11 protein-coding genes and 3 tRNA genes are annotated in these 13151 nt (G+C 36.7%); 7 read left to right on the top strand and 7 right to left on the bottom strand.

Annotated elements, in window-relative coordinates; all coding sequences use genetic code 11:
* Positions 1 to 38 precede the first annotated feature (38 nt).
* The 3 genes from IW16_RS25620 to IW16_RS06560 all read right to left on the bottom strand — a co-directional run bounded on the left by IW16_RS25620 (position 39) and on the right by IW16_RS06560 (position 1916).
* Positions 39 to 884 carry an XAC2610-related protein gene (locus IW16_RS25620; RefSeq protein WP_131327854.1) on the bottom strand — a complete coding sequence of 282 codons (846 nt, stop codon included), beginning with the start codon at positions 882 to 884 and terminating at the stop codon, positions 39 to 41.
* Between the two features lie 34 nt (positions 885 to 918).
* A complete protein-coding gene (locus IW16_RS06555; protein ID WP_034741275.1) occupies positions 919 to 1335 on the bottom strand; it encodes a hypothetical protein in 417 nt (138 codons plus the stop codon).
* 62 nt (positions 1336 to 1397) lie between these two features.
* A complete protein-coding gene (locus IW16_RS06560; RefSeq protein ID WP_034742666.1) occupies positions 1398 to 1916 on the bottom strand; it encodes a GNAT family N-acetyltransferase in 519 nt (172 codons plus the stop codon).
* A 143-nt stretch (positions 1917 to 2059) separates the two neighbouring features.
* Between IW16_RS06560 and IW16_RS06565 the strand changes: the two genes are divergently transcribed.
* Complete coding sequence (locus IW16_RS06565; RefSeq protein WP_034741278.1) at positions 2060 to 2719, top strand: metallophosphoesterase family protein; 660 nt, start codon at positions 2060 to 2062, stop codon at positions 2717 to 2719.
* 30 nt (positions 2720 to 2749) lie between these two features.
* Positions 2750 to 3430, top strand: a complete 681-nt coding sequence (locus IW16_RS06570; protein ID WP_034741281.1) for an aspartate/glutamate racemase family protein — start codon at positions 2750 to 2752, stop codon at positions 3428 to 3430.
* Between the two features lie 72 nt (positions 3431 to 3502).
* On the opposite strand, the gene IW16_RS06575 is transcribed toward IW16_RS06570, so the two are convergent.
* The 3 genes from IW16_RS06575 to IW16_RS06585 form a co-directional block, all read right to left on the bottom strand.
* A tRNA-Asp gene (locus tag IW16_RS06575) sits at positions 3503 to 3576 on the bottom strand.
* 32 nt (positions 3577 to 3608) lie between these two features.
* Positions 3609 to 3682: transfer RNA gene (locus IW16_RS06580), tRNA-Asp, on the bottom strand.
* 33 nt (positions 3683 to 3715) lie between these two features.
* Positions 3716 to 3789, bottom strand: a tRNA-Asp gene (locus IW16_RS06585).
* Between the two features lie 602 nt (positions 3790 to 4391).
* On the opposite strand from IW16_RS06585, the gene IW16_RS06590 reads away from it, so the two are divergent.
* From IW16_RS06590 to IW16_RS06610, 5 genes are all read left to right on the top strand, one after another.
* Positions 4392 to 5579: an AAA family ATPase gene (locus tag IW16_RS06590; protein WP_051889981.1), complete on the top strand. Its 1188-nt coding sequence runs from the start codon at positions 4392 to 4394 to the stop codon at positions 5577 to 5579.
* Between the two features lie 3 nt (positions 5580 to 5582).
* Complete coding sequence (locus tag IW16_RS06595; protein ID WP_034741284.1) at positions 5583 to 8069, top strand: S8 family peptidase; 2487 nt, start codon at positions 5583 to 5585, stop codon at positions 8067 to 8069.
* Between the two features lie 344 nt (positions 8070 to 8413).
* Complete coding sequence (locus IW16_RS06600; RefSeq protein ID WP_034741287.1) at positions 8414 to 9115, top strand: multiubiquitin domain-containing protein; 702 nt, start codon at positions 8414 to 8416, stop codon at positions 9113 to 9115.
* Complete coding sequence (locus tag IW16_RS06605; protein ID WP_034741290.1) at positions 9090 to 10268, top strand: ThiF family adenylyltransferase; 1179 nt, start codon at positions 9090 to 9092, stop codon at positions 10266 to 10268. Before IW16_RS06600 ends, IW16_RS06605 begins: the two co-directional genes overlap by 26 nt.
* Positions 10249 to 10674 (top strand): DUF6527 family protein, encoded by a 426-nt coding sequence (locus IW16_RS06610; protein WP_034741294.1) that lies wholly within the window; start codon positions 10249 to 10251, stop codon positions 10672 to 10674. The genes IW16_RS06605 and IW16_RS06610 overlap by 20 nt, the downstream gene beginning before the upstream one ends.
* A 170-nt stretch (positions 10675 to 10844) precedes the next feature.
* Here the strand turns inward: IW16_RS06610 and IW16_RS06615 are convergent, their stop codons facing one another.
* Positions 10845 to 13046: a CHAT domain-containing protein gene (locus tag IW16_RS06615; RefSeq protein WP_084694508.1), complete on the bottom strand. Its 2202-nt coding sequence runs from the start codon at positions 13044 to 13046 to the stop codon at positions 10845 to 10847.
* Positions 13047 to 13151: the final 105 nt, after the last annotated feature.

A 13151-nucleotide genomic window follows, 5' to 3' on the forward strand; every position in this document is an offset into this window, starting at 1 on the left:
AGGCAGTAATTTTTATTTTCAGGCGTACTTCATACCCTTTATTCTTCTTTCAGTTCTTTGGAAGCTGACCATTTCAGCCGGCCTTTTTCATCAAACCTGTAAATATCCTGATGCCATGAAGCACCTCCCCTACAGCCCGTCTGCAGCAGTTTTGTCTTTTTGTTTACAGTGACATCGCAGAGACAGGAGCAATTTGATTTCGAATAATCCGGTTCGTTAAGCTTTTCAAAACGCTTTATTTTCGGATTGTACAGATAAATGCTAAACATTCTGTAGACCCCCATTCCCGCATCCGGAACAGAGAAAGCAAGATCATCATATCCGTCAAAATTATAATCTTCTATGATACTTTGTCTGGCTGAATTAGGATTTTCAATAGACATAAGTTCTGTGTTTATTTTTTTGCCGTCAGGATAATCAATTATAAGGCGGTCATTATAGAAATGATTAAAAGAAACCAATGCCCCATACAAAAGGTATTGATCACTGCCATCATACTTTTCATTTTTTTCATCAACGAGTTCAAATCTAAATTGCCTTCCATCCTTTTTCCGGGTATAGGTTACGTCCTCTATGGTCCGAAGCATTTCTGAAATCTGATAAGTACCGTTTACTTTTCCATCTATAATTTCATCCCAGATATAATATTTGATGTCAGGTTGACCATCATTTCTTCCCGATGTATCCGATTTATAGCTCTTTACAGCGAGAGGAATAATGCCCTTTTTACCTGCATACTGTACAAAAGCTCCTTTCCCATGGGTTCCGTAATAAAGTGTCATTCTGAATTCCTTAGCTTCACCGATAGATTTAAAAGTAAATGGCTGTGCCTTAAAAAAGGAAGACCATATCATCAAAATGCATATTAAAAGAAATTTCTTCATATTTAAATTGATTGGCATTAATGATTTTATCTTTTTAATTATTTTTAAATAGAGAATTGAACCGATAGTAATAAACTCCCCATAAAACAAACCACGGCAGATTGGCTATCAGAAAATACACAATTCCCTCTTTATCAACCTTTCCATCTGAAATTCCAATAAAAAAGTAGCCGGCAGTGAGTATTGGAAACAAAAACCAGCATATCCATCGAACAGCTTTTCCCTGAAAAATTTTTAAAAGAGAAAAAAGACTGCTGAAAGAAGTGATACTTAACGACAGGATCCAAATGATTAAAAGACCATAAGCTAAACCGCTCATATCACAGTTTCTGGGATTCTCACGAGGAACAGCGGTGATCATCATATAAATGATCAAAATAACCATAGAAATGACTGTAGCAATAAACCAGGTTTTAAGGATAGAGAGAAGAATAAATTTTCTTTTTGACATTGGACGATGTTTATGGTCTTCACTAATATAGTAATAAACTGCGGATGTATACAAAAAGAGTGTTAGTCTGTATCAGACAGGTTAATTTCAAACAAACTGACTTCAGCATTATGGTAATGCTCGGGAAGACCGTCAGTATCAATCAACTTTACAAGCCCAATAAAATCAAATCCACATTTTAAATAGTAACTGATCAAAGGTTTATTTTCACCAACAGTATCCATTCTGATGAACTTTTTATGGTTGTCTACAGCATATTTTTTTGCCCATTCTACTATTTCAGCAACCAGATTTTGACCTCTAAACTTAGGATTTGTCGCTATACGATGAATATATACCGCAGGATCAGCATTCTGTTCGCCCCAAATCTGAGGATCACTGAATGCAACAGCCCAAATACAGGCAATCTCGTTATCTATCAAGATTTTCCACTGCCTTTTTTCCGCAATTTCAGTTTCTATAAGGCTTTGCTTAAATTCCGGCCAGAGAACAATATTTTTTGTTTTCTGAAAGTCCGTGGCTACACGGTATAGACTGAAAATTTCTCCTATATCTTCTGCATTGCTGTTCGTTATGATCATATTTTGATATTGATGAGTTATATAAACAAAAATAAGTATAAAACAGGTTTCTTTTACCTGTTCTGATTCCAAAACACAGTCATAAAGGGGAAAATTTACGAAGCCCGTTGAGAAGGCACTCTGTTTTTGTTTAATTTTGTTTGATGAACTTTTTTATAATAGGCGATGTACATGGATGTTTTTACACTTTGGAAGAACTCATAAAATATTGGAATACAGAGAATGAATATTTAATTTTTCTCGGAGATTTGATAGACAGGGGTAACTACAGTTCCAAAGTTGTTGAAAAGTGCATGGAACTTCAGAAATCCTATATCAACTGTATTGTTTTAAAAGGCAATCATGAGTATGAATTCATAGAATATTGTGAAAAAGGAGAAAACCTGAACTGGACCAGGCAGTGCGGAGAAAAGACGCTTGATGATTTCAACCGCAACCATATTAATTACGGACAGATCAGAGACTGGTTTAAATCCCTTCCATTAAAATATGAAACAGATTTTCTGATGATTACCCATGCCGGCATATCGGAGACCGAAAATCCCTATAATGAAAGTCATGATGACAGTGTTCTGTGGAACAGAAAAGATCTCAAAAATATAGGTAAGCTGCAAATACATGGCCACACCCCTTTGAAAGCCGGCAAACCCCTTTTTAATGATCATTCGAAGTCTATCAATATAGACACAGGAGCTGTTTACGGATTCGGCCTGACCGGTTTGAAAATCTCAGGAAACGCATCCATCATTGAAACCATTAATATCCCCACGGATGTACGGGACACAATGGAAACTTTTATCTAGATTTGTCTTTAGAAGTAAATCATAAAATTCATGAAAAAAATAGGATTGGTAGGAGGAATCAGCTGGGTATCCACATTGAATTATTATAAATTCATCAATGAAGGCGTCAATGCAAAACTGGGTGGACTGAATGCAGCGGAATGTATCATATATTCCTTAAACTTCGGAGATATCCAGGCCCAGGGCTGGATGAATTCCTTCGGATTATTGCTGAATGCGTGTGAGCATCTTAAAAACAGCGGTGCAGACCGTATTGTTCTCTGTGCAAATACCGCTCATCTGTTCGCAGACAGGCTTCAGGACACCCTAAAACTTCCCATCATACATATTGGTACCGAAACTGCGAAAGCGATACAAAAGGCAGGATTTAAGAGGGCTGGCTTAATCGGAACCAAGTTTACGATGGAAATGGATTTCTACAAAAACAAACTTGAGGAATACGGACTTGAAGTATTGACTCCGGAACATCAGGAAACAAGGGATTATATACAGCATACTGTAAAAGATGAACTTGGTGTCGGATTGATTAATCCGGAAACGAAAGTCAGATATATTTCCATTGTAGAGGAGCTTATAGTCCGTGGTGCAGAATGTATTATTCTTGGATGCACAGAAATCCCTTTGCTGCTTAGCCAGGATGATTTTACGATACCTGTTTTTGACACCACAAAAATACATTGCGAGGCTATTGTAGAATATATTGTTTCATAAGTCATTCTTTGATTAGGTGATAAGTAAAAACAAAACCCCCTTCAATTACTTGAAGGGGGTTTAAAGATCTTGCGATCCGGACGGGACTCGAACCCGCGACCTCCGCCGTGACAGGGCGGCATTCTAACCAGCTGAACTACCGGATCAATTTTTTTAAAGTAAATTGACAAAACTTCTGCGATCCGGACGGGACTCGAACCCGCGACCTCCGCCGTGACAGGGCGGCATTCTAACCAGCTGAACTACCGGATCAATTTTTTTTAAAAGAAATTGACAAAACTTCTGCGATCCGGACGGGACTCGAACCCGCGACCTCCGCCGTGACAGGGCGGCATTCTAACCAGCTGAACTACCGGATCTAATTTTTTTTAAAAGTAAATTGAAAAACTTTTGCGATCCGGACGGGACTTGTTATTTTTTCAAAAAAGCCCTATCCATAAGCTTTATATTGTTCTCTTGTTTAAGAGGTCACCGAATAGGTCACTTTTTTAAACAATTTAGAGATCGTCGTTTTTACTGGTGCAAATATATGTCTTTTTTTAGTTTTTGCAAATAAATTTACATCCAATGACAAAAAACGTTTACAAGCATCACAGTATCAAATATAAAAATTTCTTCCTCAAATTATATGATATGGATAAACGTAACTCAGAATTCAGTAACATTTGGGAATTCAAATCATCAATGATATCATGAATATATACTAGATTGGAGTCATCCTCAAAAGTAACATTACCTGTTAAAATTAAGGTATTTCTATTAATTGAAACATATTTATACTATCTACAATGATCCTGACAAAAGCTCTACGATTTTAGTATCTTAACACACAACAAATAACATAAAATTGGAATTAAATCAATTAATTTGGAAATTAAATGACTTTTTTGGAAATTTAACTTGCAACTATGGAAATTTATTCCATATATTTGTATTGTAATAAATTTATGAAGATACCACAATGATCAAATACTTTAGTATAATTCAGGCACTTTGCCGTTCTGCTCTTACAAATCCAAACGATGCTATTTTACATCAGATAAATAGATTAATAGAAAGTTTAGAAAAAGATGGGCATGGTAAAGAGGCTAAATCGTTAGAAGGTATATTATCTTCTTCACAATCAAGTGCTGATATGTCACCAAGTAAAATCCAGAAATCTTTCATTGTGAGTGGCGGCGAAGAAATAACAAAAAAAACTGCAATCCCAGTTGACAAAGAAACCTCCACTCCTCTCGCAGAAATTTTTTTCCCAGTTGATCTCCCGGCTGAGGAACCCTTATTTGGAGAGAATATAGAATTAGCGATCCAATCAATAGTCAGTGAATGGACCAAATTTGACAAATTGTTAGAAATAGAGGCTACCCCTGCGAGTTCATGTTTAATTTACGGAGCACCAGGAACAGGAAAAACTCATTTAGCCAAATGGATCGCAAAACAGATAGGATTGCCCGTAGTTTTAGCCAGATTGGAAGGTCTAATGTCCTCATATTTGGGTACAACATCACGAAATATTGGAAACCTATTTGCTTTCGCTAACCGATACAAGTGCGTTCTTTTACTTGATGAATTTGATGCAATTGCCAAACTGCGAAACGATCCGCAAGAAGTTGGCGAAGTAAAAAGAGTTGTGAACACATTGTTACAAAGTCTAGACACAAGACGTGAAAAAGGATTTACGATAGGTGTTACTAATCACGAAAGCCTCCTCGATCCAGCAATTTGGAGAAGGTTTGACATACAGATCGAAATACCCAAACCTAGCCCGGAAGTTATGATTCACTTACTGAAAAAATTTGTAGCTCCATTAGAATACAACGACAGCGAAATAAAGTTCTTAGCGTGGTGTCTTGAAGGATCTTCAGGAGCTGACGCCGAAATGCTAGCAAAATGGTTGAAAAGATCATTTGTTTTAGATAAACGCAACAGTTTTATTGATATGATGAAACAATTCACGTTGCTGAATGCAGGAAGAGTTGAACCAACTAAAAGAAATATCATGTTGCATAGCGATGAAGAATTTATTAATATGTTACTAAATGATAAAACGTATTCGTTCAAACAAAAAGATATTGCTCCTTTTTTTGGTATAACACCATCATCCCTAAGTAAACAATTATCGAAGAGTAAAGACACAGAAAAAATATAAGTTATGGCAAATAGTCCTGTTCAAATCGTTTTAAATTCTAATGACTTTATAGAAGCATTGGAAAATAATGGAGGTGGTTCTTTCAAAGACTTTTTCGCTGGAAGTGATTCAGAATTTGTTGAACACCGCGAAAACCTTCAACATCAGCTCAATGAAATTAAAAATATGCAAATGGTCAACAGTTTTGCAAAGGTTTCATTTGCAAAGGTAAATTTGAAACAGGCAGCCCTGGCTAAAAGCCACCGACCAACTACACAGTTGTTTAAGAAGGATGTTGCGCCTGTAGTTGGTGCAGGTGATCTTGGTGAATTATTTGTTGAATTAACTCCTGAAATTATTGATACTTTACGATTCAAAGTTGGACAGGCTGAGCCAGAAACACGATATAAAGAAAAAAATGGAAAAATTGAACCCAGTCCATCAAGATTAAGAAGCGAAGTCGGAGCTATTCAGGAAATTACACCTTATACAGCGAGTGATAAAAGAAAGTTTTCTGCGAAAGAAGCTGTTGAATGGTTATCAAAGCCACAGACTGGAGGGGCATATATCATTGAGCTTTTTGAAAGTATTCCCCTTAGAAAAGACTGGGATTTGCTGAACGTTTATAAATTCGAACTGTTTCAGTCATTTATTACTGGACTGGAAAACCTGGGTAAAGGTATTTTGGTCTCCAGAATTACCTCAGGCGATGGATCCGCATTAATTTACGGAATCAAAATAGAAAAAAGCAATGCACTTCCCGTTTTCCAATTTTTCTCCGCCAGCTCCTCCAACAATAAATCTGAGGAGAAAAAAGAGATAGACCTGGATTTAGAAAGACACAACAGCTTACTGAACTTCTTAGGTAACCACCCGCTAGTGAAAAAAATCACGCTCCCACCGATCGTAACTCAGAGCGCTACTGTAAGTGATGTATGGAAAAAAGGTGATTCCTATGAGGTACCTGGAGTACATATGGACGAAGCATATCCAAAGATTTGCATCGTCGATGGGGGCGTATCAAATATATATGGTGATTGGATTGAGGATCGTTGGGGCTTAATAAGTCCAGCTGACAAGAATGAAAATCACGGAACTTTTATTGCTGGACTGGCAATACTGGGCCAAACCTTAAATGGTAAAGCCATTTGTCGAGAAATTGATGGATGCAGAATCATAGATCTTGATATATTACCCAAAGCAGATCGGTATGACACCTATTTTTCCAAAGCTATGGAATTTTTTAGTGAGTTGGAAAATGCAGTCCAGGAACTTAAAGCTAGAACGGGTGTACGGATATTCAATTTCAGTTTAAATATTGAAGAACATGTTTCAACATCGGGCTATAGTCTGCCAGCACAAATTTTAGATAAAATAGCGGAGGAAAATGATGTTATTTTTGTAATCTCAGCTGGTAACACACATCCAAGAGATATGAGAAAAGAATGGCCTGAAGACCATTTTGATGCACTGAAAACCCTTGCATCTTCGAGAAATGATGTTATCAAAAAACCTGCTGAAAGCTGTCGCAATATAAGTGTTACGGCACTGAATCCTCCAGACATGGATGGAATTGTGCCTTATGCATTGAGTAATTACAGCTGTAGAGGACCAGGGCTTAGGGTTGGACTAAAACCTGATTTGGCACATGTTGGAGGATCGGGCACAGCTCATCCTACCTTAGGGCATGGGTTACTATCATTAAATACAGAAGGCTCAGTTGTGGATGGGTGCGGAACGAGTTACGCTGCCCCAAATGTGGCAAAAACTTTAGCGAGTCTTGATCACAACATAGAAGGAATGGTTTCAAGAGAAACACTTATCGCTTTGGGAATCCATCACGCAGTTTTACCCGAATCATTAAATGACAAAAGCTTGAGAAATGTTACAAAAGATTTAGTGGGATTTGGCATACCTAATGGGTCAGAACAAATATTAAACGGAGATCCTTCTGCAATCACTTTAGTATTTGCAAATAGGGCAATAAGTGGGCATAAGATGAGCTTTAAATTTTCATGGCCACCAAGCCTGGTGCAAAATGGAAAATGTCTCGGTCATGCAAAACTCACAATAGTAAGTACTCCGAAATTCGATTATAAATACGGATCCGAATTTGTTCGAATTAATATCGATGCAGCCCTCCGTCAGATGCAGAAAAACGGAAAATATTTAGGACGTTTAAACGCAATCTACACGCCGGATGAAGGGGATGGAAGTTTATATGAAAAAGATCTGATTGAACATTCCTTTAAATGGAGTCCAGTAAAAGTATACGAAAAAACCTTCCCTCGTGGTGTAGGACCGACTACCGAATGGAAGTTGGATGTGGAGTATTTAGCGCGTGATGGAGTAACTATACCAAAGGGAGGTGTGCCTTTTACTGCTATTTTGACAATATCAGACCCAACTAAAGAAAAACCTGTATTCAATGATATGAGACAGATGCTTCAATCACTGGGAGTTAAAGCTGTTGATATTAAAACAGCAGCGCGAATTGTCCCAAGAGTTTAAATTGGATATTAAAATAAATGCTGAAACTTTTATAAAATGAGAAATAAATAAAAAAACCAGGCAAAAGTCACCTGGCTTGATTCCTTAAAGGAACAACAGCCCTTGCAAGGCTATTGATAGTAATTTTTTATTCGCACTTCAAAACTACTTCCTTTATTTGAATTAAACAAGCTTTTCGTGATTTTTAACCTCTACTGGAGAATCCAGATAGTAGGCTCTGGTAATAATTGTCTAAAAAATCTATTGCACATTACGTATTGATTTTCCAGGGCAGAGCCCTATTTATTGCTGAAACGATAGGCAATGATCAGTTATTATTAATTAAAATTTTAAATTAAATTACGATGGATTCAAATAATCTACACGTCGGAGCACATAAACCCGCTCCAAACACACCTCTTAAATTTATAATTGAGGAAAAACAATATGAAACCTTCGATCAATATATGACCGGAGCAGAATTGAAGCAACTTGCAGGAATACCGCTAGAAACAGAATTGTTCTTATCCATAAGTAAACCTTATCAAGATGAACTAATTGAAAATTCTACACGGATAAATCTTGCAAGACCAGAAACAGAGTATTTTTTTGTCAAGAAAAAGCTTCACTTTTTCATAAACGACAAACCGTTTACTTGGTACAAACAGTACATCCGTGGAGTTCAAATTAGAGAATTAGGTAATATTTCGACTGATGAAGATATATTCTTGGATATTAATGCAGACTGGCAAGATGATCAAATATTTGATGATGAAGTGGTTGATTTAGCTCGTCCAGGGAAAGAGAAATTCTTTTCCAAACCTAAATCAACTGAGTTTATGATTATAGTAAATGCTCGCCAGCATATTTGGAAGGATGAAACTATATCATTTGAACAACTTATTGTTTTAGCATTTGGTTCGTATGATAATAATCCTAACACAGGCTATACCGTTACCTACAGTAGAGGTTGGTCTCCTAAACCGGAAGGAACAATGGTTAAAGGTTCTGCAGTACGTGTTAAAAATAAAATGATTTTCGATGTCACAGCTACTGATAAATCATAGTCCCGACCTTAAACGTCTTAGAGACGAAGGTTATGAAATCGAGGTTCGTGGTGGATATTTACTTATCCACCATATACCTTATGTGACGCAAAATAAAGAAATACATTATGGTGTACTAGTAAGTACGCTTACCTTGAGTAGCAATGAGACAACAACTACCCCGGACAATCATGTAATTCACTTTATTGGCGATGATCCATGTGAGATAGATGGTTCTTTTATTACTTCAATACAGAACAATAACGCGTTGACAATCTTAACTGACCAGATAACAATCAATAGAACATTTTCAAATCGTCCTCAGAATGGTTATCCTAACTACTATGAAAAAGTGAAGAGGTACGTTGAGATTATTTCTGCGCCCGCTAAATATATGGATTCATCAGTTACTGCAACAACGTTCGAAGTTATCCCTGATAGTCATCAGGAGACAATATTTCAATACATTGACACCAATTCAAGCCGTGCAAATATTGAAATGATCAATGCAAAATTAGATAAGCAAAAGATCGGAATCATCGGCCTAGGAGGAACTGGGGCCTACATTTTGGATTTGGTCGCGAAAACCCCTGTTAAAGAAATACATCTTTATGATGGTGACAGTTTTGATCAGCATAATGCATTTCGTTCTCCTGGTGCTGCATCAATTGATGATTTAAAATTACAACAGAAAAAGACAGAATACTATTATAAGATTTATTCAAACATGCACAGAAGCATTCATGTTCACAATTATTACATTACAAAAGATAATCTTATTGAATTGGAACATATGGATTATGTTTTCATATGCGTAGACCGTAATAGTGCAAGGAAAGCAATAACAGATTACTTAGTGGATAAAACAGTGCCCTTTAGCGATGTTGGTCTGGGGGTCAATATCGTTGATGACAAGCTGACAGGTGCTGTAAGGGTAACTTCAGCTAATAAGAAGAAAAACGATCATTTACCTCTTCGCATATTTCCTGAAGATTCAGATAATAATGAATATGGTACTAACATTCAAATTGCTGAATTAAATGCATTAAATGCCATTTTTGCAATTCTGAAATGGAAGAAGTTTAGTGGTATTTATGTAGATTTTGAAAATGAACATCATAGCTCGTATTCCATCGGTGTATCTAAAATTTTTAATGAAGATGTTGCAACATAAGTTTGTGGAATTTATTCCACATAAAATTGAAGAAGGTATTTTATATATCTCACTTGATTACTGTACCGCAATACACAGATGCGCCTGTGGCTGCGGAAATGAGGTTGTAACGCCGATATCGCCCACGGATTGGAAACTGAGCTTTAATGGTAAAGCTATTTCCCTTCATCCATCTATTGGAAATTGGAATTTTGAATGCCAATCTCATTACTGGATCAAAAACAACAACGTCGAATATGCAGGCCGTTGGACAAAAGAAGAGATCGATGTAGGTCGTGTACAGGATAAGAATCATAAGACTCAATACTTTGAGTGTGACCAATCTCTTTCAGAACTACCCGCTAAACCTATCAAAACCAAAGCTAGGATTTGGTCGACGATAGCTAATTTTTTTAAGTTATCTTAAATGGAAGTTCAGGCCAAAGTGTAAACTCTGGCTTGAATTTTTAATTTTACACAGAAAAAGAGAACATCCTATTTCTGAAGTAGCGATCTCTGTTAGGGCAAATTTCTTATATTTTTAACTTTAAAAGTATTTTCTGAAATTGAACGAAAATTTGAGATTCAAGTTGGAGATTAGCCATTAAGTTCATTGACTTTTTGATGCTTATTCAGCCAAAGTTCAAACTTAATAAGATCTGCACGCCCCAACGTTGTATAGGACAACCATTCATGATCTAAATTGTCAAATGCCACATCTGCCTCTGGAATAATACTTTGTAAATAATCCCTCAATTCATCTAAGACATTTTCTCGTGTATCAAAAACCATCAATCTCAAAAGCATATCAGCTATTTTCTCATCATCAATTTCATTATCGATATTGTATTTGAGACGTATTTTCCTTACCGTTTCGAAAATCAACGTGCTTCTTAAAGTATGTGAAATAAAAGCCAGCCAATTTGAAAAGATCACTTTATTTTCCTGTTGCTTCAGGTTACTTAAAATTCGTAAAATAAGTGCAGCTGCATCTTTCATCATGATCGGAAGAAATGTAGCTGTAACAGAGAATGCACCAGCCTGCATAAAGGCATCTGATAAAAATTTCACGTAACCATAGTTTGGCATAGTACTGCAGGCAGATATAAATACAAGAGGTGCGCTTATTCCACGAGCAATAATATCTTCGCCAGTTAATCGCACCTTATTTTTGTTGTCGATTACAAGAAAGCTGGACAGATCCTTACTATCGAAATCACCATGACAATCAAAAATCAGCAAGTGCGGTTTAAATTCTTTTACCGCACTCTCAATATCGTCGACAGTCTTACAGAATACACTTTTAAATCCCAACGTTTTCTGCATTCCAGCAATTGCATTAAAGAAATGATGCATATCCACATCTTCTTCACTAGCGCAATGGACTATAAGTGTTCTTTCTAAAATATCCGGTGCGATCTGGAATGTGAGTCGCTGATTATGGACGAAATTATTGATTAGACTGCTAAAATTGAACTCTGGTATACGACAGATATCATGGGTCAGACAAATCGGATATTTGTCCAATCTCAACCATTCCATGGGTAGATCGGAAATAAAAACAATTTGTCCATTTCTCTCCTCTAAATATTCTTTTAATTCAGGAACCACCATTTTTTTACGTATCAATTCCCCTACTGCTTCAATTTTTTTTATAGCATGCTTTCTCGTGGAAAAATCATTCTCGAAATGTGACAGGTCCATATTGAGAGATTTCCCTACAATAGGCATGCGAAATATTGGTGAGTACGCCAACTGTGCGTGAAGATATCCAGCAAAGTCTAGCATACTTAACCTCTCAGTCAAAAAACTTAATGTCCTGCCTATTAAATCATGTCCAAGAACGCGCTGTGTATCTTCTTCCACAATGAAAGTGTAGTCAAGTTTTTGCTCGGTCTGGGACACTCTAAATAACATTTTCTGCTTTTTCGTTTCAAAGGGTTTTGCTGCTATCCTTTTGTACTTTGGGAAATGAAAAGGCGCAATAATGACCATCGGCGGGTAAAGAGGTTCTATAAGTGAAGCAGGCTCTTTGATACGGACAACTTGTGACAGACCGTCAATTACTGTTGCCTGCTGCAATTGAATTGACGCTCTTTTCTTACTGAACATTGGCATATCCTCTTTTTTGGGCCACTGATGTTTTTTCTCCCAATCGTTAGCCAGTATCTGGTTCAGAAGAAAATAATTAGAATGGCTGTACATTGTTGGATAGAAAGGATTCAATTCATCGGATTTGGGGTTGGTCTGAAAATTAAACGTGTCGATTTCAATACCGTACTCTTTTTTTAAGATATTATTGATTTGCGGCAAATCTCTTTCAACGAGTTTACTCAGTTGTTCTACATCTGCAAAGAAATTCTTATCGTCATAGAAAGCAGCATTTTCTTCCTTTGGATCATTAATGATCGTATAATACCCAAAGCTAGTATCGGCAACAAGCTGAGCAATCTCCTTATGGTTACTGATATTGCAATCTATCAAAAAGACCTTTACTAAATCCTTATTAAAAAATCCGGCGTATTCATTGAAGAAAGTGCTATTCGATTCCCTTTCAGCTATAAATAGCTTTGAATCGAGAAGGTATAAGTTAATGCCCGTACTGCGACCAGTACGAAAAGACCATTCGTAAAAATCAGCTGCGTCTTCCAATTGCATGAGATCTTTAGGAAAACTCCGCAAAAGATTCAAAGCAACTCGATGGAAATCGTTGTATTCATTGGAAGCACCCCCGCTGAATAGAGTATACTGTATCTGAGTCGGTGAAACAATTGATTTTCCCGAGTTAAAATGCATCATAAATTAAGTTTGGTAGTGTTAATATATTAATTATTCCGGCAAGTGGAAAATCAAACCAAATAGATTTAGAAATATTTTTGTTACCGTACACCATGAAAACACAAA

It is taken from the genome of Chryseobacterium vrystaatense (assembly GCF_000737765.1).
In the GTDB taxonomy this organism is placed as follows: Bacteria; Bacteroidota; Bacteroidia; order Flavobacteriales; family Weeksellaceae; genus Chryseobacterium; species Chryseobacterium vrystaatense.

What these genes read in the sequence shown, in the direction of transcription:
- IW16_RS06600 (WP_034741287.1), top strand. Translation starts at nt 8,414, where the DNA reads ATGGATTCAAATAATCTACACGTCGGAGCACATAAACCCGCTCCAAAC.
- IW16_RS25620 (WP_131327854.1), bottom strand. Translation starts at nt 884, where the DNA reads ATGAAGAAATTTCTTTTAATATGCATTTTGATGATATGGTCTTCCTTT.
- IW16_RS06615 (WP_084694508.1), bottom strand. Translation starts at nt 13,046, where the DNA reads ATGATGCATTTTAACTCGGGAAAATCAATTGTTTCACCGACTCAGATA.
- IW16_RS06570 (WP_034741281.1), top strand. Translation starts at nt 2,750, where the DNA reads ATGAAAAAAATAGGATTGGTAGGAGGAATCAGCTGGGTATCCACATTG.
- IW16_RS06595 (WP_034741284.1), top strand. Translation starts at nt 5,583, where the DNA reads ATGGCAAATAGTCCTGTTCAAATCGTTTTAAATTCTAATGACTTTATA.
- IW16_RS06565 (WP_034741278.1), top strand. Translation starts at nt 2,060, where the DNA reads ATGAACTTTTTTATAATAGGCGATGTACATGGATGTTTTTACACTTTG.
- IW16_RS06610 (WP_034741294.1), top strand. Translation starts at nt 10,249, where the DNA reads ATGAAGATGTTGCAACATAAGTTTGTGGAATTTATTCCACATAAAATT.
- IW16_RS06555 (WP_034741275.1), bottom strand. Translation starts at nt 1,335, where the DNA reads ATGTCAAAAAGAAAATTTATTCTTCTCTCTATCCTTAAAACCTGGTTT.
- IW16_RS06590 (WP_051889981.1), top strand. Translation starts at nt 4,392, where the DNA reads ATGATCAAATACTTTAGTATAATTCAGGCACTTTGCCGTTCTGCTCTT.
- IW16_RS06560 (WP_034742666.1), bottom strand. Translation starts at nt 1,916, where the DNA reads ATGATCATAACGAACAGCAATGCAGAAGATATAGGAGAAATTTTCAGT.
- IW16_RS06605 (WP_034741290.1), top strand. Translation starts at nt 9,090, where the DNA reads ATGTCACAGCTACTGATAAATCATAGTCCCGACCTTAAACGTCTTAGA.